Origin of the sequence: Pigmentiphaga litoralis (genome assembly GCF_014651835.1) — a bacterium.
Classification (GTDB): domain Bacteria; phylum Pseudomonadota; class Gammaproteobacteria; order Burkholderiales; family Burkholderiaceae_B; genus Pigmentiphaga; species Pigmentiphaga litoralis.
Genome location: NZ_BMXQ01000002.1, coordinates 155352 through 175153, shown reverse-complemented (window position 1 = coordinate 175153; position 19802 = coordinate 155352). Strand labels below are relative to the sequence as shown.

Here is a 19802-nt window from a genome sequence, read left to right as displayed (position 1 = left end):
GCCATTTTACGCGGAAGCGCTCTCGCCTTCCTCCTCGCCCTCGCCTTCGAACTGCACGTGGTGAAAGCCGTAGCGCTCGGCCGTCATGTGCGCAATGATCGCCACCGCGATTTCCGGCGGCGTGCGGGCGCCGATACGCAAGCCCACCGGCCCGTGCAGGCGGTCGATCTGTTCCGGGCTCACGTCGAATTCCAGCAGCCGTTCCCGGCGCCGCGCCTGGTTCTTGCGCGATCCGATCGCGCCCACGTAGAAGGCGTCGGACTTCAGGGCTTCCATCAGCGCCAGGTCGTCTAGCTTGGGATCATGCGTCAGGGCCACCACGGCCGTGTGGCGGTCGGGACGCATTTCGATCACGGTGTCGTCGGGCATGGTGCGCACCAGGGTCGTGCCGGGCACGCTCCAGTGGTCGGCGTATTCTTCGCGCGGATCGCAAATGATGACGTCGTAGTCCAGCGCGCGCGCCATCTGCGCCAGGTACTGGGTCATCTGCCCGGCGCCGATCACCAGCAGGCGCCAGCTCGGGCCATGCGTGGAAATCAGGGTGGTGTCGGTGATCTCGAAGGCGTCTTCGCCCTTGGCGGGGGTGTGCACCACCTGGCCGGACGCAATGTTCAGTTCACGGCGCACCCGTTTGCCGGCATCCAGGTCGGCCAGCAGTTCGTCCAGCCGGGTGGCGGGCGTGACCGGCTCGAGCACCAGTTCCAGCGTGCCGCCACAGGGCAGGCCGAAACGGTTGGCTTCCTCGGCCGACACCCCATAGCGGGTCAGCGCCGGCGCATCGCTGGGCAATTCGCCCTGACGCGCCTTGATGATGAGGTCATCTTCGATACAGCCGCCCGACACCGAACCGGCAATCGAGCCGTCGTCGCGCACGGCCACGACCGACCCGATCGGCCGGGGCGCCGAGCCCCAGGTGCGGGTGACGGTACCCATGACCACCCGGTGGCCTTCCCGCTGCCAGGTCGCCACGCGCCGCAAGACGTCAAGGTCGACGTTGTCCATAGTTCATCCTCATGTGCTGGAGCGCGGCAGGACCGCGCGATGGGCACCATGATAATGCCGCGCGGCAGCAAGTCCTTGCTGTCGGGGCTTGCCACCGGGTCTTGCCACCAGATCGAACCACCTACGCCGCGGCCGGGAACCGCCCTGCCCGGGCCAGCCCGCTCATCGGGGGATGGCCCAGCCGGTCGCCCAGCCACCCGGCCGTGTCGATCAGCATCTGCAGGTCGACCCCCGTGGAAATGCCCATGCGCTCCAGCAGGTAGACCACGTCTTCGGTTGCGACGTTGCCCGTGGCCGCCGGCGCAAAGGGGCACCCGCCAAAGCCCCCGATGCTGCTGTCGAGCGCATGCACGCCCGCTTCCACCGCCGCCAGCACGTTGGCCAGCGCGGTGCTGCGGGTGTTGTGAAAGTGGCAGCGCAAGGGCATGCCGGCGTCGAGCGCCTGCGTGCCGGCCAGCAGTTCACGCACCTGGGTGGGCACGCCGCAGCCGATGGTGTCGGCAAACGCGATCTCGTCGGGGCGGGCGGGCAGCAGCGATTCGACCAGACCCAGCACCTTGGCGGCCGGTACTTCCCCTTCAAAGGGGCAGCCGAACGCGGCGGCAATCGTGACCGATGCCTTGATTCCGGCCTTGCGCGACTGCGCCAGGATGGCGGACGCCGCGGCCACCATGTCAGTGATGCCCGCGCCCTGGTTCTTGCGCGAGAAGGTCTCGCTCGCGACCACCACCACGTTGATCTCGTCGCAGCGCGCCGCGCGCGCCCGGTCAAAGCCGGCCTGGTTCAGCACCAGCCCGATCAGCGACGCATGACCCGGCTCGGCCAGCGCCCCCGCCATCACCGCTTCGGCATCCGCCATCTGCGGCACGCGCTTGGGGCTGACGAAACTGGTCGCCTCGGCACGGCGCAGGCCCGCCGTGTGAATACGCCGCATCAGCTCGAGTTTGTCGTCGGTGGACAGCACCACTTTTTCATTCTGGATACCGTCGCGAGGGGACACCTCGACCAGTTCGACGCGTCGCGCCGCGTGTTGTCCTTCGGTTGCCATGGCTGCCTCCAAGCATGCATTCCCAGCGGTCAGCGGATAGTATAGTATTTGTCCGGACAAAGCATCCGACCGCTTTGAATGACCCCGTGCCACGGGGCCGCACGACACGCGGCGCCTGGGCACCAGACCACAAGGAATGCCATGGACGAAGCGCGAGATGCCACCCGGTCGGGCCCCCTGACCGACCTGCGGGTCATTGAAATGGGCCAGTTGCTGGCCGGTCCGTTCTGCGGCCAGTTGTTTGCGGACTTTGGCGCCGAAGTCATCAAGGTGGAACAGCCCGGACTGGGCGATCCGATGCGCGAATGGGGCCGCGAAAAGCCGCATGGCAAATCGTTGTGGTGGCCGGTGGTGGCGCGCAACAAGAAGTCGGTCGAGATCAACGCAAGGGAAGCCGAAGGCCAGGCGCTGATTCGCGAGCTGGTCAAGGACGCCGACATCCTGCTCGAGAATTTCCGGCCCGGCACGATGGAACGCTGGGGCCTCGATTACGCAACGCTGCGCGAGCTCAATCCGCGGCTGATCATGGTGCGTGTGTCCGGCTACGGCCAGACCGGACCCTATGCCGCTCGCGCCGGATATGGCGCGATCGGTGAAGCCATGGGCGGCCTGCGCTATGTGGTGGGCGATCCGTCCACGCCGCCCAGCCGCATGGGCATTTCGATCGGCGATACGCTGGCCGCCACCTTTGCCTGCCTGGGTGCGCTGACGGCACTGCATCATGTACAGAAGACCGGCCGCGGCCAGGTCGTGGACAGCGCCATCTATGAAGCCGTGCTGGCCGTGATGGAGTCGCTGGTGACCGAGTACGACCAGACCGGCTATGTGCGCGAACGCACCGGCGCGATCCTGCCGAACATATCGCCCTCCAACGTGTACCCGACCCATGACGGGCGCTTTACGCTGATTGCCGCGAACCAGGACACCGTCTTCAAGCGCCTGGCCACGGCCATGGACCGCGCCGATCTGCTGGCCGACCCGCGCTACATCACGCACACGGCGCGCGGCCAGCACCAGACCGAACTGGACGACATCATTGCGGCATGGACGCGCACGCTCAGCGCCGATGCGCTGGCCGCGCTGATGGAGCAGCACGGCGTGCCCTACGGCGACATCTACCGCGCGCCCGACATGCTGGCCGATGCGCACTTCAAGGCGCGCAATGCGATTGCCGATGTGCTGCACCCGGTCTTCGGGTCGCTCAAGATGCAGAACGTGGCGCCGCGCCTGTCTGAAACCCCCGGCAGCATCGTGTCCTGCGGACCCGAACTGGGCCAGCACAACCGCGAAGTGTTCGAAGGCATTCTGAACATGGACCGTTCAACATTGAGCACGCTCATGGAAAAAGGCATTATCGGCACACTGGACAAGGACGACGCCACGCAGCTGGCAAAAGGCGCCGCATGACCGCACTCCGGCTTGGCGTGATCGCGCCGCCCACCAATACCGTGAACGAAAAGGAATGGGCGCGCCTGCTGCCCGCGGGCGTGTCCATGCAGTTCACCCGCATGGCGCTGCACGCAGACACCGACACGCCGGCGGGCAAGCAGGCCCTGCAGGACGATCTGGCCGCGGCCATGACGCAACTGCGCAGCCAGGGCGCCGACGTGATGGTGTACGCCTGCACGGCCGGGTCCATGACCCTGCCCCATCATGCCCTGCCCGACTGGATGGCAACCGCCGCCGGGACACCCGCGGTCACGACGGCTGCCGCGATCGTCGATGCGCTGGGCTTGCTGAACGTGCGGCGCGTGGCCGTGGCAACGCCCTACCACGATGCCCTGAACCAGCACGAGACCCACTTCCTGGAACACGCCGGTTTCGACGTGCTGGCCTGCCAGGGCCTGGGCATCGGCGCCAACGGCCCGCACGAATACGTGCAGATCGCCAGGGTGGATCCGGCCACGATTCAGGCGCACGTCAGGTCGGTGCATCAAGATGAGGCCGATGCACTGCTGGTGTCGTGCACCGATTTCCCGACGCTGGACCTGATTGCTGCGCTGGAACGGGAATTCGGCATCCCGGTGCTATCGTCCAACACCGCCACCCTATGGGCCGCCCTGCGCGCCGGAGGCGTCAGCTTGCGTGACGCCCCGGTGCCTGCCTTGGGCGGCCAGTTGTTCAACCCTGGAAATCAAGCATGAACGAATCGGATCTGTCGTTGAAGGACCGTGTCGTCGTCGTTACCGGCGGCACGCGTGGATTGGGCAAGGAAATGGCGATGGCGCTGCTGGCCGCCGGCGCGCGGGTGGCGATCACCGGATCGGAAATCACGCCCGCCATGGACGCGACCCTGGCCGAAGGCCGCGAACTGGCCGGTGAAGACCGCATGTTTGCGGTCGTGGCGGATGTGACCGATCCGGGCGACTGCCGCCGGGCCACCGATCAGATCCTTGACGTGTTCGGCGCGGTGCATGTGCTGGTCAACAACGCGGGCCGCGGCATGCGGCTGATCAGCGAGACCTTCAACACCCAGCCCACCCGCTTTTGGGAAGCGGACCCGATCGCGTGGCGCAAGATCATCGATACCAACGTGAACGGTCCGTTCAACATGGCGTATGCGATCACGCCGCACATGCTGGCGCAGGGCTTTGGCAAGATCATCAACGTGTCGACCAGCGACGTGACCATGGTGCGCAAGGGCTACGCGCCCTATGGTCCATCCAAGGCTGCATTGGAAGCCGCATCGCGCGTGTGGGCGCAAGACCTGGCCGGCACGGGCGTGACCGTCAATGTGTACCTGCCGGGCGGCGCCGCGGATACGGATCTTCTGCCCACGGGCCCCGACAAGAAAGGCGCCGACGGCAAGCTGCTGTCGCCGGCCATCATGCGCCGCGGCATTCTGTGGCTGTGCTCGGATGCCTCCAACGGGCACAACGGCGAACGCTACACGGCGCGGCTGTGGGACGAGGCACTGCCCGCGGATGACGCCGCGGCGGGCGCACGATCGGCGGCGGTGGACAAGCCCGCGATCATGTAGGCCACGCCGCGCAGCGCACGACACAACGCCGTCTTCCGACGGCGTTGTCATGTCATATCAATGCAAGCTACCGCTTGCGTTCGATCTGCATCTTGTAGCTGAAGCTGTCGGCCGGATGCCAGTTGAAGGACGCAATCTGCACGCCCTGCACCGAAAAGTATTGCCGGATCAGGCACAGCGCGATCGCATCGTCATCCGCGCCGAACACGTCCAGCAGATGCGCGGGCATGCGTTCGCCGCGGATCTCCTGCGTCGCGTGGGTCAGCGGTTCCTTGCTGCGTTCTTCGATGTGGGCGTAGAACGGCCCGACACAATCCGGCAGTTCCGGGCCGACCCAGGCCAGGCGTTCCGGAATGAAGGAACTGGTGCAGCAGATCGGCGTGCCGCCCGGGGCGGTCCACCGCACGCTGTCCACCTGCAGCCAGCGCTCGCCCGGCTCGGCGCCCAGGGTCCGCGCAATGTCCTCGGTCAGTTCGACCATGGTGCTGGACCGGATCAGGACATAGGTGTCGAGTGCGAACTGGAACAGGTCGGCCAGGGAACTGATCGATTGCTGGTACGCCCGCTGCGAATGCGCCGCGATCACGACGGTGCCGATGCCCTTGCGGCGCGTCACCATGCCATGCTCGACCAGGTGGCTCAAGGCGGCGCGCACCGTGTAGCGGCTGACGTCGAATTCTTCGCACAGTTCGCTTTCAGTCGGGACATGACTGCCGACCGGATACACGCCCTGCGCCACCCGTTCGGTCAGCGTCTTCAGGATCTGGCGATAACGGGGGCTGTCATCGACGGGCGCCGCGTCGGCGATCTTGCGTCCGTCAGTGCGGCCACCGCTGCGGCCCTCGGTACGGCCTGCTTTCAGAGGCGGGGAAAGCGAGTCCGGAGCCACGCGCCCGGACCCGGTCCGTCCTGTCTGCAGACGGACGTGTTTTTTTGCCGGCATACCGCTGTCATCCTCAACCATGCATTGTTCGACTAGCCCGGGAAGATACCACTTCCCCCGGTGGATCCCGGGCGCCGAGGCTTACTCCGGCTTGACGCCAGCGTCCTGCAAGGCTTTGGTCAGGCGCACCGACTCCTTGTCGATGAAGGCAACGAACTCGGCGGTGGTGCCGCCGGTGGCGTCGGCGCCGCCATTGGTAATGGCGGTCTGCATGGCCGGCGACGCCAGGATCCTGCCCGCCACCGTCTGCAACTTCTCGATGATCTCCGGCGGCGTGCCGGCAGGCGCGAGCAGGCCGAACCAGCCGGTCAGTTCATAGGGCACGCCCAGCACTTCAGAGACCGTCGGCACATCGGGCATCAGGGGCGAGCGTTTGGCCGATGTAACCGCCAGCGGGCGCAGCTTGCCGCTGTTCACGAAGGGCACGGCCACCGGCGTGTTGACGATGCCGAACTGCAGGCTGCCACCCAGCAGGTCGGTGGTGGCCTGGGCGTTACCGCGGTACGCCAGATGCACGATGTCCACCCCCGTGGCCGATGCCAGCAGCACCCCCGACAGGTGACCGGAACTGCCGTTGGCCGGCGACCCGTAGTTGAAGGTGCCCGGTTTGGCCTTGGCCATCGCAATGAATTGTTTGAGGTCCCTGGCGGGCGAGTCGGGCGTCACCGCAATCACGTTGGACATGGCGCCGACCGAAATGATGGGCGCAAAGTCCTTGATCGGGTCATACGGCAGCCTGCTGAACAGGGCCTTGTTGGTGGCCAGCGTTATGCCGTTGACCAGCAGCGTGTAGCCGTCGGGCGCCGACTTGGCCACGTAGTCATTGCCGATGTTGGTGCCGGCGCCGGCGCGGTTTTCCACCACGAAGGGCACGCCCAGCGCTTCCGACATCTTGGTCGACAGGATGCGGCCCAGGAAATCGGCCGTGCCACCGGGCGCCGAAGGCACGATCACGTGCACCGGTTTCGACGGGTAGGCCTGGGCCAGCGCGGTCGACGTCGCCAGGCTGGCGGCGGTCAGGCAAAGGGTGGTCAGCGCAAGTCGGATCATCTCGGTTCTCGGTCAGAAGGGTCAGGAAAAGGTCGAAGCCAAAAACAGGTCGATGCCAAAAGCCGTCCGGCGGGCGCCATGCGCCTGCCTGTCTCCTGCGGGGTGTCGAGTCGCGGTCTTGATGCCGGCTGGGTGCTGCCTGGTGCGGGTGGACTCCGTGGATCAGTAATGCGACAGCAGCTTGCCAAAGCCCTGGATCTTGTCGTCGATGCCGTTCTGCCGCAGCGCCCACCAGTACGTGGCGGTGTTGATCGCGATCACGGGTTTGCCCAGCCAGAACTCGGCAATGCCGGCCACGCGCGCCATGGCCAGGTTGGTGCCAACCTGCACGATCGCATCCACCGACGGGTCATCGACTTCAATGATGGCGTCGCGCAGCTCGGCTTCGCTCACATGCGCGATCAGCATCGGGCCGGGGCACTTCAGGCCCTTCAGGTTGACGACTTCGAAACCGCAGTCGGCAAAGAACTTGCGCACCTGCTGGTCGCCCACCGGCATGTACGGCGTGATGACCGAGATGCGCTTGATGCCGCCGTAGGCCTTCAATGCGGCACGGCACGCATCGGACCCCATCGCGACCTTGACGCCGGCGCGCGCTTCCACGCGCTGCTGCAATTCCACCGAACCGTCCAGGCCGTCCCAGAAGGTTTCGGCCGACATGCCCATCACGATGTAGTCGGGGCTGCAGGTCATGACCGCATCGACGGAATCCATCAGCGTCGCGCGGATGTCGTTCATCAACTTGTTGAAATCGTCATCGTTCCGGACCGGGTTGTCGGGGATCACGATGCGCGAAAAGTGGTTGGTGACACCGACCGGCCGCATCGAATCGAACTCGGGTTGCACCGAGGTATTCGTACTCGGGGCGATGACGCCGAACTTGCGGCGATAACCAAGACTGTCAGTCATGCGGGTTCCTTAGCGATCTGAGAATTCAACGTTGGATCAGTGCGTCGACCGACGACAGGTCGGCATACTTCTGCCCCATGTCGAACAGGTTGGCGTCGTGCGGGCCGATTGCCCGGTCACCGGTCGCATCCACCGGCAAAATGGTGCGGAAGTTGTGGGCCACGCTGTCGATCACGGTGGCGCGCACGCAGCCCGACGTTGTGCAGCCCGAGACCACCAGCGTGTCCGCGCCGCGCCAGTGCAGCCAGCCGGCCAGCTCGGTGCCAAAGAAGGCCGAGGCCTGACGCTTGCGCACGATCAGCTCGCCGGGCATCGGTTGCAGTTCCGGCATGATCTGACTCAGCGGCGACTGCTCGGTCAGCTTGAGCAGGCCGGGCACCTTGCTCGTGAAGGCGTTGGCGTCGGACGCGTCGTCGGCATACACGACACGGGTATGCGCAATCGGCCACCCCTGTTCGCGGGCATGGGCCAGCAGCCGGGCGGTCTGCGCAATGGCGGCGGCAATGTTGCCGCCGCCAAAGTGCGCGGGGTCGGCAAAGGCCACCACAAAGTCGACGATCACCAGGGCCGGGGTCTTGCCAAAGCCCACGCTCTGGCCCATGCCCTGGCGGCGGTAGATGTCGAGTTCGTCGTTGGCGGCGGCGGGCGCCGTGTCCTGGGCTGGATGGTTCATGGCATCACTCATCGCGTGGCGGCCTTATGCCACGGTATCCAGGTCGCGCAGCGACTGGATCATGGACGATTGCAACAAGTATTCGCGGTGCTTCGCGGGGTCCTGCACGGTCGCGCGCAGGCTGTCGTGATGCGCGCGGCGCGCGGCCGGGTCGCGCTCGTTCAGCACCTTCCGGTTGCGCAGCGCCTGCATCTGCACGGTCTCGACCGCGACCTTGCGGCGTTGCCGTTCATAGCGCTGCATGGTGTTCAGCGGCGCACCCTTCCACACGTCCGACAGCTTGTCGGCCAGGTTCACGGCATCGTGAATCCCGCCGTTCATGCCCATGCCGCCCAGCGGATTGTTCAGGTGCGCGGCATCGCCCGCCAGGAACACCCGGCCCTGCACGTAGTGCTCGGCTACCCGTTCGTGCACGCGATACGCGGTGCAGTGCGCGATCTCGTACTGGCCGGCAATCGGGTTCAGTTTCTGCAGGCGCGCTTCGATCGCATCGGCCTGCTTGATCACCGCTTCCGGCTGGCTGGGATCCGTCGGCAGCAGCACGCGCCATAACGTGGGCGTGCGCAGCAGCACGGCCCATTCGTCGGGGTCCGAGATGTAGGCGATGTTGCTTAGCCCGCCAATGTCGTCGCTGAACGAATGCGGCGTCGACATCGACAGATAGATCTCGGGAATCGTCATGCCGTCGAAGGCAACGCCCAGCGATTTGCGCACCGTGCTGCGCGCGCCGTCAGCCCCGATCAGGTAACGGCCACGGTGGGTTTCCTTCACGCCATCGGGCATCGTCACGGTCAGCGTCACGCCGTCGTCGTCCTGTTCGACCGCGGTGGCGCTGGCGCCGTAGATGAACTCGGTACCGGCCGCTTCCAGCTTCGCGCGCAGCAGCCGCGTCAGTTTCCACTGCTCGCATTGCAGGCGATACGGATGGCGGGTGTCGTTGGCCAGCACGGCCAGATTGAAGGTGACGATGGGGCCTTCCTGCCGGTCGCGAAACTGCCATTCCGGGCAGATCAGCCCTTGCGCGATACACGCGTCGGCCACGCCAAAACGGTCGAGCATGTCCAGCGTGGGCGGATGGAAGGTGGACGCGCGCAGGTCTTCGGGCAGCTCGCGGCTCAGCTCGAATACGGTCACCGGAATGCCTTCGTTTGCCAGACAGGTGGCGGCCACCAGTCCGACCGGACCGGCGCCAACGATAAGTACGCGATCACGCGCCATACAGCCGTTCTCCTGAAGTCTTCCGGGGCGTTGCCACGGCACGGCACGCTGCCGACATGGCTCATATCCTAAGTCGAAATCTTTGTCCGGACAATATAAATATGCGATGGCGGCGCGGGCGTTCTGCGGCCCGGTGGCGCGGTGTCGGACAGCGGGCCGCAAGCGCACCAGAACGGATCGCGGTGCAGCAACGTGCGGATCACGGCAGGCCAAGGCAAAGGCGGCAATGGCCGCATGCACACGGCGCAAAGTGGTGCATGGCAGCGCGGCGTGCGCACCGGCATGCGACGCGATGGCGGAGACAAAAAAAAATCGGGTCCCGAAGGACCCGATTGCAGGAGGGCGTGTTGCGCCCGCAGTAACGACCGCGACAGGGCGGCATGTCGCGCCTGGCTCGCCGACGCACCCCAGCCGCTAGCTTTGTACGGTCAGCACATGGTGGAACATGGTCCGCTTGGGATTGCGGAACATGGGCCGCACCCGATCGCTCCAGGGCGATGCGCGCACCTTCAGCCACGCAGGCGACCCGAAGGTTTCCTGCGTTTCGAGTTCATACAAGGCGTGATACCTGGGCGACCCGGTGGGATCGGACAGCCGCTGGGCCAGCACGGTGCCGGGCACCGATGCCAGCCCCGGCAGGTGCTCCTGGTCGTACCAGGCATTCAGGTCGGCTTCGCCGCCCTGTACGACGTCGGTCTCGACCACGTAATGGTACGGCGCCGGCTTGCCTGCCGAAGCGCCATCGACCGACATCATCAACTGCAGTGGTACCAGTTGCGCACCCGGTTCGAGACGGGCCAGCGCGTCCTGCAGCGGACCCAGATGCGGCACGCCCGGTTCACGCAGCGCCAGGTACACATATGATTCGACCGACTCGATCGCCGCATGCGCCGCCAGGTGCCGCAGCGGGGGCGCCACGTCGCGCAGCGATGCGGCCAGGTCGCGCACGCCGTCGGTATCGATGCGCCGCGCGGGCAGCTTGATCAGCAGGACGTCGATGGAAGTCATCCGCGTCTCCGTCTCAATGGCCGATGTGCATCGCGACCAGGAAGCGCGACACCATGTTGTAGGCCGCCACCGTGGCGGTCAGCTCGACCATGCCCTGCGGCCCGAAGTGGGCCTGCAGCGCGTTGAATTGCGCATCGGGCACCTCGATCTCGCGGGTCATGGTGTCGGTCAGCGCAAGCACCTGCCGGTCCAGATCGTCCAGCTCGATGCCGCGGATCGCGCCATCGGCATCCTCGCGCAGCGCATCGATGGCGGCCTGCGACACGCCGCCTTTGAGCGCATGCGGCACGTGCGCATCGAACTCATAGGCCGCGCGATTGAGCATGGCCACGCGCAGGATCACCAGTTCCCGGTGCCGCGCCGAGATGCCCGTTTTATTGCGGATCGCAGTCAGCATGGCTTCCCAGCCTTCGACCACGGCCGGGCTGTTCAGCAGCACCTGGTACAGCGGCGAAATGCGGCCGCGTGCGCCCTGGATGCGGGCTTCCATTTCAGCCAGTTCGGGCCGCGTGCCGGGCTCGACCAGCGCCACGCGCGGACCGTTCGCCGCGTTCGATTCGGTTGATGTCGTCATTCATTCCGCCTTGATGTTTTTGGCCTTGATCAGGCCGCCCCACTTGGCCGTGTCCGACGCCATCAGCTTGCCCAGTTCGTCGGGCGTCGATGGCGCGGGTTCGGTGCCCAGCGCAACCAGCTTGCTGCGCACCGCGTCGTTGCCCAGCGATTTACGCACGGCTGCATTCAGCTTGTCGATGGTGGCCTTGGGCGTCTTGGCCGGCACGACAATGCCGTACCAGTTGTTCGACTCCACGTCCTTGATGCCCAGCTCGCCCAGCGTCTTCACGTCGGGCAGGAGCGGATGGCGCTTGGGTGACGCAATGCCGATGGCCTTGAGCTTGCCGCCCTTCACGAAGTTGATCACACCCGGCACGTCACCAAAAAAGCCGGCCACCTGGTTGCCCATCACGTCGTTGATCACGGGCGCCGCGCCCTTGTACGGCACGTGCAGCACGTTCGCGCCGCTGGACGCCGCAAACAGTTCCATCGTCAGGTGGGGGATGCTGCCCACGCCCGACGATCCGATCGCCACGGCTTGTTTGGCGGTCTTGGACCGGGCCACGAAATCCTTGGCGTCGGTCGCCGGATTGGACGGGTTGACCACGAACAATTCGGCGTTGTTCACGACCAGCGACACGGGCGCAAAGTCCTTGGCCGGGTCGTAGGGCAGCGTCTCGTACAGGGCCGGGCTGACCGCCACGGCGCCCACGCTGGTCAGCAGCATGACGGTGCCATCGGCCGGGCCCCGGGCCACGGTGTCGGCGCCGATGTTGCCGTTGGCGCCAGCGCGGTTTTCCACGATCACGCGCTCGCCCAGTTCTTCGGACAGTTGCTGCGCAAGGATGCGGCCGACCAGATCCACCGGGCCGCCTGGTGGAAAGGCCACGACCATGCGGGTCACGTTGTTCTGGGCCTGGGCGCCGCCGATCAGGGTCAGGCTGGCGGCGATCGCCAGCAGGCTGGTGCGCAAAAAGGATGTCATTGGAAAGTCTCCGTTGGTGTTATCGGGAAAGCGGGAAATCAGGAATCAGGAAAGCAGGTGCGACAGTCAGAAGCCGAACAGCCGGGCCGGATTGTCCACCAGGATCTTCTGGCGGATGGCGGCATCGGGGCAGGCTTCAAAGAAGCTGTTTACCAGTTCGCCATCGTCGGGCATGTCGCCGGCCACATTCGGATGCGGCCAGTCCGTGCCCCACACCAGGCGGTCGGGCATGGCGGCAATCAGTGCGCGAATGTACGGCAGACCGTCGTCGAAGGGCCGTTTGCCGCTCGAAATGCGGTCGATGCCGGACACCTTCACCCAACCCGTCGGCACGTCTTTCAGGCGCAGCAGATTGACGAAGGCGGGATCGTCCAGGCCACGGTCGGCGCGGATGCGAGCCATGTGGTCGATCACGAACGGCATCGGCAGCTGGACGAAACGGTCCAGGTGCTGGGTCAGGTCCTTGCCGTCGATGTGCAGCGCAATGTGCCAGCCATACGGGGCGACCAGGTCAACAATGCGGTCGAACACCGCAGGCGATGGCGCGCCGCCCAGGTGGGGGACGAAGTTGAAGCGCACGCCGCGCATGCCGCCCTCGTGCAGCGCGAGCACCTGGGCGTCGGTCGCATCGGCACCCAGCAGGCAGACGCCGCGATAGCGGCCTTCGCTGCGGGCCAGCGTGTCGAGCAGGGCGGAATGGTCGGTGCCGTGGCAGTTCGCCTGCACGATCACCGCGCGGCTGGCGCCCACGTGCGCATGCAGCGCGGCCAGCTTCCCATAGGGCGCATCGGGCGGCGTGTAGGACCGGCCTTCGGCATACGGAAAGCGGTCTCCCGGGCCGAACACGTGGCAGTGGCTGTCGCAGGCGAGCGGCGGCAGCACATGGCGCGGAGCGGAAGGGTGCGACAGCGAAGGCGCGCAATCAGGCATGGCGGTCGGTCCAGAAACAGGGAAAGACCCCCATGGTCCAAGATCCTGCACCCGGAAACAAACCGATATCGAAAATTTCTGATATCTCAAAATGAGATATCCTGGCAGGATCATCCGGATTCAAGCCGTCTGCCATCCGCCTATCCCGGCGCGCTGGCCCAAACGGCTGCCCAGGAGGAGACCCCGGTGGATCTGAAGCAGATCGAATATTTCCTGCGTGTGGCCGAGCTGCGCAGCTTTTCCCGCGCGGCCGAATACCTGAACATTTCGCAGTCAGCGCTCAGCCGGCAGGTGCGGCTGCTGGAACTGGACCTGCGCCAGCACCTGCTCTATCGCAACGGGCGGGGGGTCGAGCCCACCGAAGCCGGTGAACGTTTCGTTGGCTACGCCAAGGCATTGCTGCAGCTGGTGGACCGCGCGCGCGAAGACATGCAAAGCATGCAGGACGCGCCCTCGGGCAAGGTCACGCTGGGGCTGCCGCCCCGCGTCGCCCACGTGCTGACGCCGCCCATGGTGCTGGCGTTTCGCAAGCAATTTCCGCAAGGCGCGATCAGCGTGGCCGAAGGCCTGAGCGCCCAGACCCGCGAATGGCTCATTACCGGGCGGGTGGACATCGCCCTGCTGTATGACCCGCCGCCCTCCCCCCTGCTGGGCTACGAGACGCTGTTTCGCGAAGAACTGGTGCTGGTGTGCGCACGCACGCAAACGCCCGCGCTGCCGGCATCGGTCACCGTGGCCGAACTGGCCAACTACCCCCTGATCCTGCCCAGCCAGCCCAACGCCATCCGCACCTTGACGGAGCGGGTGTGCGGATCACAGAACGTGCGGCTCAATGTGGTGGCGGAAGTCGATGCGGTGCATACGATCACCGAGTTGGCGGCGCAGGGCCATGCCTACGCGATCCTGCCCGAATCGGCAGTGGTGCTGGAAGCCAATCCTGACGCCTTTGCGACGGCGCGGATCACGTCGCCGGCGATCCGCAACAACCTGGTGCTGGCGGTGCCACGCAGCCGGCCCATGACGCGGCTGGCGGTAGCGACGGCGGCATTGATCAGAGGGACGGACTTTCCGTCACTATTCGTGCGCACGCCACGGGCGGCCCACGCAGACAAGCCGGTCGCCACTGAGACCGCCATGGCTGACGTGGAGCACGGCGCGGGCGGCTGACCTCAGCGCACCTCGGCCAGCACCCGATGGTATTCGTAAGAACACACGCGCTGGAACAGCGTGCGTTTGGTGTTGGTGAACATGGGCCGCACCACCCCGCTCCACGGCGTGTTGCGCACCGCCAGCCAGGCCGGACTGCCGGCCGTGTGCGAGCTTTCCAGGTCGTAGCACGCGTGATAGCGCGGCGAGCCGCTGCTGCTGCGGAAACGGCGGGCCATGACGTTGCCCGGCACGGCGGCCAGCCCTGGCAGATGCTCGTTGTCGTACCACTCGTTCAACTCTTTTTCAGCCACCGGCACCACATCGGTTTCCACCGTGTAGCGATACGGCGCGGGCCGGCCGGCCGACGACCCGGGCAGCGACAGCAGCAGATTCAGGTCGACAAGTTTCAGGGACGGATTGACGTCGGCCAGGTGCGCGCGCGCACGGCTCATGCACATCGCGCCGCCCAGCACGGGCTCGACGGTCAGGTAGATATAGGCTTCACGCGTTTCCAGGCCGTTGTAGGCCGCCACGTGCAGGACCTGGGGATATGCCGGGGCGAGCCGTTGCACCAGCGAACGGACCCACGTTTCATCGACATGCGTGTCCGCAGCTTTCAGCAGTAAGACGGAGATGTCGGACATAGTCTTCAGTAGTACCTCAAATGGCCAATACGATGCGGCAGGCGCGGATCCACCCGCCGCGATGCGGCGCCACGATGTTGACGCGGCAGCCTGCCGACAGGCGGCAGGGCGGCGCCGACCTCGCGCTGTTCATAACCAGGGGAATGTGGACTCGTCGGACGGGACGTCGATGCGCTCGCGCATCTGCGATGACCGAGCCAGGGTGAATACCTCGCTATGCTCGGGCATACCGCCGCGAATGACAATGCGACTTGGGGTATTTCTGATATCCAGAAAAGGGATATCGGGCGGCTGCCAGCGGGCCATCATAAACCACAATGGGTGAGTATCCGGGGAACTCCCCGCTTGGTACACGGCGTTTCCTGGGTGTCAGAACTGTTTCCGAATGCCATTTCGATGCGCAAACGCTGCCGTTTACCGGATCATCCTTCCTGCGTCGTGCCGCGTGCCGCGTGGCGCGCGCGATACTTCAAGGGCAATACCGCGGTCCCTATCCGCGGTGACCAGGCAGTCACGAAGTCGCAGCGACTTCAGGGAGTGAGAACATGCAACGCAGAAAAATGATGGCTGGCCTCGTCATGGGCGCCGCAGCGCTGATGCTGGGTGCTTGCACGACGACCCCGCAGACCCCGGTGGACAAGACGGCCAAGCGCACTGAAATCAACAACAGCTATGACGCGGCCCTGACCAAGCTGTATGCGTCGGCACCGAGCTCGCGCGAACTGGTGAGCCGTGCCCGCGGCGTGCTGGTGTTCCCGAACGTGCTGGCCGCAGGCCTGGGCGTCGGCGGCGAATACGGCGACGGCGCGCTGAAGGTCGGCAACCGCACCGAGGGCTACTACCGCACCATCTCGGGCACATTCGGCCTGCAGATCGGCGCGCAATCGAAGGCCGTGATCCTGCTGTTCATGACGCAGGACTCGCTCGACAAGTTCGTGGCCAGCAAGGGCTGGACCGCAGGCGTGGATGCGTCGGTGGCCGTGGCCAAGGTCGGCGCCAACGGCGAGATCGACACCAACACGATCCGTCAGCCGGTCATCGGCTTTGTCGTCACGAACGCCGGTCTGATGGCGAACCTGACGGTGGAAGGCACGAAGATCACCCGCCTCGATCTGTAATCCGGATCCGGTGTGGCAAAACGGCGCCCGCGGGCGCCGTTTTTTTGTGTCCGTCGCGGCGCCAGCAAATGACCCTGGCGCCGTTTGTTTTTCTCAGTCCTTCAACGCGAACAGACTGGTCGCCTGCAGGTCCAGCACTTCGACATCGTCCTGGTTGAACAGCTGCCAGCGCCACCGCAAGATGCCCATGGGCTTGGTGCGCGCGCGGCGCACTTCCACCACTTCGGCGCGCACGCGCAGGCTGTCGTTGGCGCGCACCGGGTGCGGCCATTTGATGTAGTCGATGCCGGGTGACGCAAACGACTCGGACCCCGCCAGCGCGCGGTCGGCGATCAAGCGCATCGCAATGCCGCAGGTCTGCCAGCCGCTTGCGATGAGGCCGCCAAACGGGCCGCCCTGCGCCGCATCCGGGTCGGTGTGAAACCACTGGGGATCGTAGCGATCGGCGAACTGCAGCATCTCGTCTTCGGCCAGCACATAGGGGCCGGCTTCGATGATCTGTCCAACGTGGAATTCGGCGAACTTCATGACGCGGCTCCTGAAGGGGCAACACCGGCCGGCGCCGCCGGCACATCCCACCGCGGCGCAAACTTGGGCGCGCGCCGTTCGGCCATTGCCGCCAACCCCTCGCGCGCATCTGCGCCAGCAAAGCCGGCGATCTCGGCCGTCAGGGAATGTTCAAAAGCCGGCCACGCCGCGCGCAGCCAGTGGTTCAGGCTGCGCTTGGTGGCGGCTATCGCGCGCGGGCTGCCCGCGGCCAACTGACCGGCCACCTGCCGCGCCGTCTCCAGCAAGCGATCGTCGGGCACCACGCGGCTGACCAGGCCGATACGTTCGGCCTCGATGCCGGTCAGGGGCTCGTTCGTCAGCAGGTAGTACTTGGCTTTGGCCATGCCGCACAGCAGCGGCCAGATCAACGCCGCATGGTCCCCCGCGGCCACGCCAATCTTGACGTGTCCGTCGATAACCTTGGCCGACTCCCCCGCGATCGACACGTCGGCCAGCAGGGCCACCGCGGCGCCCGCCCCCACCGCCGCGCCGTTGATGGCGGACACGATGGGCAGCTCGCAATCGACCATGCCCTGCACCAGCGCCCGCGCCTCGCGCATGACGCGCATGCGGGCCGACTCGTTGTCCAGCATGTCGTTGACCAGGTCCATGTGCCCGCCGGCGCAAAAGCCCTTGCCGGCGCTGCGAACCAGCACGGCCCGCACGTCGGCCTGCGCGTCCAGCTGCGCCCAGATGGCGGCCAGCGCCCCGTGGCCGCGCGCGTCGGTGGTCGGCATCGCGCCCGCATGCCCCAGCACGATCTCGGCCACGCCATCGTCACCGATCTCGACGGCAAAATCGTTGGTATCCACAAGCAGTGTGCGGCTCATGCCATGTCCTTGTTGGAAATCCAGGCGGCGGGGCGCTTGTCCAGGAAGGCGCCGAAACCTTCGCGTGCTTCCTCGGTCATCCGCACGCGCGCGATGGTGCGGGCGGTCAGTTCGCGCGTCGCCTCGGTCACTTCGCCCACCGGCAACTGGCTGAACAGGGCCTTGATCTCGGCAAGCGAATCCGGGCCATTGCGCAGCAATTCATCGACACGCGTCTGCACGGCGGCATTCAGTCCGTCGCGCGTGACAACCTCATCGATCATGCCGATACGCTGCGCTTCAACCGCGCCGATGCGGCTGGCCAGCAAGGCCAGGCGGCGCGCAGGGCGGCGCCCCACCGCATTGGTCAGGTAGGGGCCGATCACCGACGGCAAAATGCCAAAGCGCGCTTCGCTTGCCGCAAAGGTGGCGTCGTCGCTGACCACGGCCATGTCGCACGCGCAGATCAGGCCCACGCCACCCCCCAGCGCCACGCCGTGCACCCGTGCAATGGTCGGCTTGGGGCAGGCGTCGATCCGCTGCAGCATCGCGGCAAAGCGGCGCGCGTCGTCCAGGTTGTCGGCCTCGCTCGCCACGCTGGCTCGCTTCATCCACTGCAGGTCGGCGCCGGCCGAAAAGGCCTTGCCCTGCCCCGCCAGCACGATCACGCGCACAGACGGATCCTGCCCGAGCGTGGTGAACACCTCGGTCAGTTCCGCGATCATGGTTTCGTCAAAGGCGTTGTACACCTCGGGGCGCGCCATCTCCACGGTGGTCACGCCCGCTGCGCCGTGGTTCACGGCCAATGTTTTCATGCTGGGGTGTCTCCTTTGTTGTTGTCCCGATCACCAGCTGCATTCACCGCGTCAATACGTCTCCAGGTGCAGACGGCCTTCGCGCTTGAGCGCTCCAGCCACGCTGTCCCAGTCCATGCCCGCATCACGCACGATGTCGCGCAGGGTCAGCACCACGCCCTCTTCCATGCTCTTGAGCCCGCACACATAGATGTGGGTCGCGCCGTCTTGCAGCAGCTGCGCCAGGTCGGCCGCGCGTTCGCGCATCACGTCCTGCACATAGCGCTTGGGCTGATTGGGCGCGCGCGAAAACGCCAGGTTCACGTCGATGAAATCCTTGGGCAGGTTCTGCAGCGGACCAAAGTACGGCAGCTCCTGCTGCGTGCGCGCGCCAAAAAACAGCATCAGCTTGCCGCCTTCGAACTTGCCGCTGGCCCGCAGGCGGCGGCGCCATTCGGTCATGGCGCGCATGGGCGCGCTGCCCGTGCCGGTGCAGATCATCACGATGTGCGACTTCGGGTGATTGGGCATCAGGAAGGAATGGCCGAACGGCCCCACCACCTGCACCTTGTCGCCCACCTTCAGGTCGCACACATAGTTCGACGCCACGCCGCGCACCGGGTTGCCCGTGTGATCCACGGTCACCCGCTTGACGGTCAGCGCGACGTTGTTGTAGTTGGGCCGCTCGCCATTGCGCGGGCTGGCCACTGAATACTGGCGCGGCATGTGCGGCTTGCCATTGGCATCCATGCCGGGCGGGATAATGCCGATCGACTGCCCTTCCAGCACCGGAAACGGCATGGACCCGAAGTCCAGCACCACGTGATGGGTCTCGCTGTCGAAGCCGGCATCGGTGCAGTTGAAGTTGCCAACGACCGTGGCGGTCGTTGCATTCTTCGGGCCATACAGATTCGTGAAGGCCTTGGCTGCCGACCACGGCGGCGTGGTGGCGCCAAAGGACGCGGAATTGAACACCGCTTCGCCCGCGGGTGCGACCGGCGCGGTCGCCGCGCCGAACGAGGGTGCCACGTCGATATCGGCGGCATCCACTTCCATCTGCTCGGGGGTCAGTTCCGCCGGCAGCACTTCCCAGGTCAGCTGTTCTTCGATCGAATAGGCCTTGGCCACCGGCATGGTGCGCCAGTTGTCGATCGAGCCGGTCGGGCACGGCGATATGCAGGCCATACAGCCGTTGCAGACGTCGGCGCGGACCACGTAGTTGTTGTCATCGTGCGTGATGGCGTTGACCGGGCAGGTCGCCTCACAGGTGTTGCACCGGATGCAGATCTCGGGATCGATCAGGTGCTGCTTGATGATCGTCACGTCGGTAGCCATGTCCATGTCGTCTCCTCTCTTGCTGCAGGGCGGGCCCTGCGTACATAAGCCCGCCGAGGGGGGCTGGGCGGGCTTGCGTCGCGTCGGGCTTATGTGGCGGGTT

Annotated in this window: 21 protein-coding genes; 5 read left to right on the top strand and 16 right to left on the bottom strand. The window is 65.9% G+C overall.

Annotated elements, in window-relative coordinates:
* Nucleotides 1-6 precede the first annotated feature (6 nt).
* Both IE116_RS19325 and IE116_RS19320 read right to left on the bottom strand, forming a co-directional pair.
* The gene (locus tag IE116_RS19325; RefSeq protein WP_189614905.1) at nt 7-1002 is read right to left on the bottom strand and encodes an XdhC family protein; all 996 of its coding nucleotides are present in this window, start codon (nt 1000-1002) and stop codon (nt 7-9) included.
* 121 nt (nt 1003-1123) lie between these two features.
* A complete protein-coding gene (locus tag IE116_RS19320; RefSeq protein WP_189614904.1) occupies nt 1124-2050 on the bottom strand; it encodes a hydroxymethylglutaryl-CoA lyase in 927 nt (308 codons plus the stop codon).
* Between the two features lie 141 nt (nt 2051-2191).
* Here IE116_RS19320 and IE116_RS19315 point away from each other — a divergent pair, with 141 nt between their 5' ends.
* From IE116_RS19315 to IE116_RS19305, 3 genes are read left to right on the top strand one after another with little or no spacing between them, the layout of a single operon-like run.
* On the top strand, nt 2192-3457 hold the full coding sequence (locus IE116_RS19315; RefSeq protein WP_189614903.1) for a CaiB/BaiF CoA transferase family protein: 1266 nt from the start codon (nt 2192-2194) through the stop codon (nt 3455-3457).
* Nucleotides 3454-4194, top strand: coding sequence for a maleate cis-trans isomerase family protein (locus IE116_RS19310; RefSeq protein WP_189614902.1), 741 nt, complete (start codon nt 3454-3456; stop codon nt 4192-4194). The genes IE116_RS19315 and IE116_RS19310 overlap by 4 nt, the downstream gene beginning before the upstream one ends.
* Nucleotides 4191-5030, top strand: coding sequence for an SDR family NAD(P)-dependent oxidoreductase (locus tag IE116_RS19305; protein WP_189614901.1), 840 nt, complete (start codon nt 4191-4193; stop codon nt 5028-5030). Before IE116_RS19310 ends, IE116_RS19305 begins: the two co-directional genes overlap by 4 nt.
* A 67-nt stretch (nt 5031-5097) precedes the next feature.
* Here the strand turns inward: IE116_RS19305 and IE116_RS19300 are convergent, their stop codons facing one another.
* From IE116_RS19300 to IE116_RS19260, 9 genes are all read right to left on the bottom strand, one after another.
* Nucleotides 5098-5973 carry a GntR family transcriptional regulator gene (locus IE116_RS19300; protein WP_189614900.1) on the bottom strand — a complete coding sequence of 292 codons (876 nt, stop codon included), beginning with the start codon at nt 5971-5973 and terminating at the stop codon, nt 5098-5100.
* Nucleotides 5974-6054: 81 nt separating this feature from the next.
* Nucleotides 6055-7023 carry a Bug family tripartite tricarboxylate transporter substrate binding protein gene (locus IE116_RS19295; RefSeq protein WP_189614899.1) on the bottom strand — a complete coding sequence of 323 codons (969 nt, stop codon included), beginning with the start codon at nt 7021-7023 and terminating at the stop codon, nt 6055-6057.
* Between the two features lie 162 nt (nt 7024-7185).
* Entirely contained in the window at nt 7186-7932 is a 747-nt protein-coding gene (locus tag IE116_RS19290) for a maleate cis-trans isomerase family protein (RefSeq protein WP_189614898.1), read from the bottom strand.
* A 25-nt stretch (nt 7933-7957) separates the two neighbouring features.
* Nucleotides 7958-8605 (bottom strand): isochorismatase family protein, encoded by a 648-nt coding sequence (locus IE116_RS19285; RefSeq protein ID WP_373303060.1) that lies wholly within the window; start codon nt 8603-8605, stop codon nt 7958-7960.
* A 24-nt stretch (nt 8606-8629) separates the two neighbouring features.
* Nucleotides 8630-9823: an FAD-dependent oxidoreductase gene (locus IE116_RS19280; RefSeq protein ID WP_189614897.1), complete on the bottom strand. Its 1194-nt coding sequence runs from the start codon at nt 9821-9823 to the stop codon at nt 8630-8632.
* Between the two features lie 414 nt (nt 9824-10237).
* Nucleotides 10238-10831 carry a DUF4286 family protein gene (locus tag IE116_RS19275; protein WP_189614896.1) on the bottom strand — a complete coding sequence of 198 codons (594 nt, stop codon included), beginning with the start codon at nt 10829-10831 and terminating at the stop codon, nt 10238-10240.
* Between the two features lie 13 nt (nt 10832-10844).
* Entirely contained in the window at nt 10845-11405 is a 561-nt protein-coding gene (locus IE116_RS19270; protein ID WP_189614895.1) for a carboxymuconolactone decarboxylase family protein, read from the bottom strand.
* Complete coding sequence (locus IE116_RS19265) at nt 11406-12371, bottom strand: Bug family tripartite tricarboxylate transporter substrate binding protein (protein ID WP_189614894.1); 966 nt, start codon at nt 12369-12371, stop codon at nt 11406-11408. It abuts the gene before it with no gap.
* Between the two features lie 66 nt (nt 12372-12437).
* Complete coding sequence (locus IE116_RS19260; RefSeq protein ID WP_189614893.1) at nt 12438-13301, bottom strand: amidohydrolase family protein; 864 nt, start codon at nt 13299-13301, stop codon at nt 12438-12440.
* A gap of 186 nt (nt 13302-13487) precedes the next feature.
* On the opposite strand from IE116_RS19260, the gene IE116_RS19255 reads away from it, so the two are divergent.
* The gene (locus IE116_RS19255; RefSeq protein ID WP_189614892.1) at nt 13488-14468 is read left to right on the top strand and encodes a LysR family transcriptional regulator; all 981 of its coding nucleotides are present in this window, start codon (nt 13488-13490) and stop codon (nt 14466-14468) included.
* A 2-nt stretch (nt 14469-14470) separates the two neighbouring features.
* Here the strand turns inward: IE116_RS19255 and IE116_RS19250 are convergent, their stop codons facing one another.
* Entirely contained in the window at nt 14471-15094 is a 624-nt protein-coding gene (locus IE116_RS19250; RefSeq protein WP_189614891.1) for a DUF4286 family protein, read from the bottom strand.
* Between the two features lie 545 nt (nt 15095-15639).
* On the opposite strand from IE116_RS19250, the gene IE116_RS19245 reads away from it, so the two are divergent.
* Nucleotides 15640-16212: a BPSL1445 family SYLF domain-containing lipoprotein gene (locus IE116_RS19245; RefSeq protein WP_189614890.1), complete on the top strand. Its 573-nt coding sequence runs from the start codon at nt 15640-15642 to the stop codon at nt 16210-16212.
* Nucleotides 16213-16305: 93 nt separating this feature from the next.
* Here the strand turns inward: IE116_RS19245 and IE116_RS19240 are convergent, their stop codons facing one another.
* Genes IE116_RS19240 through boxA form a run of 4 tightly spaced genes read right to left on the bottom strand, consistent with a single transcriptional unit; the run spans nt 16306 to nt 19705 of the window.
* Nucleotides 16306-16740 (bottom strand): MaoC family dehydratase, encoded by a 435-nt coding sequence (locus tag IE116_RS19240; RefSeq protein ID WP_189614889.1) that lies wholly within the window; start codon nt 16738-16740, stop codon nt 16306-16308.
* Nucleotides 16737-17591, bottom strand: a complete 855-nt coding sequence (locus tag IE116_RS19235) for an enoyl-CoA hydratase/isomerase family protein (RefSeq protein WP_189614888.1) — start codon at nt 17589-17591, stop codon at nt 16737-16739. The genes IE116_RS19240 and IE116_RS19235 overlap by 4 nt, the downstream gene beginning before the upstream one ends.
* Entirely contained in the window at nt 17588-18385 is a 798-nt protein-coding gene (locus tag IE116_RS19230) for an enoyl-CoA hydratase-related protein (protein WP_189614887.1), read from the bottom strand. The genes IE116_RS19235 and IE116_RS19230 overlap by 4 nt, the downstream gene beginning before the upstream one ends.
* 51 nt (nt 18386-18436) lie before the next feature.
* Nucleotides 18437-19705, bottom strand: coding sequence for a benzoyl-CoA 2,3-epoxidase subunit BoxA (boxA, locus tag IE116_RS19225; RefSeq protein WP_189614886.1), 1269 nt, complete (start codon nt 19703-19705; stop codon nt 18437-18439).
* Nucleotides 19706-19802: the final 97 nt, after the last annotated feature.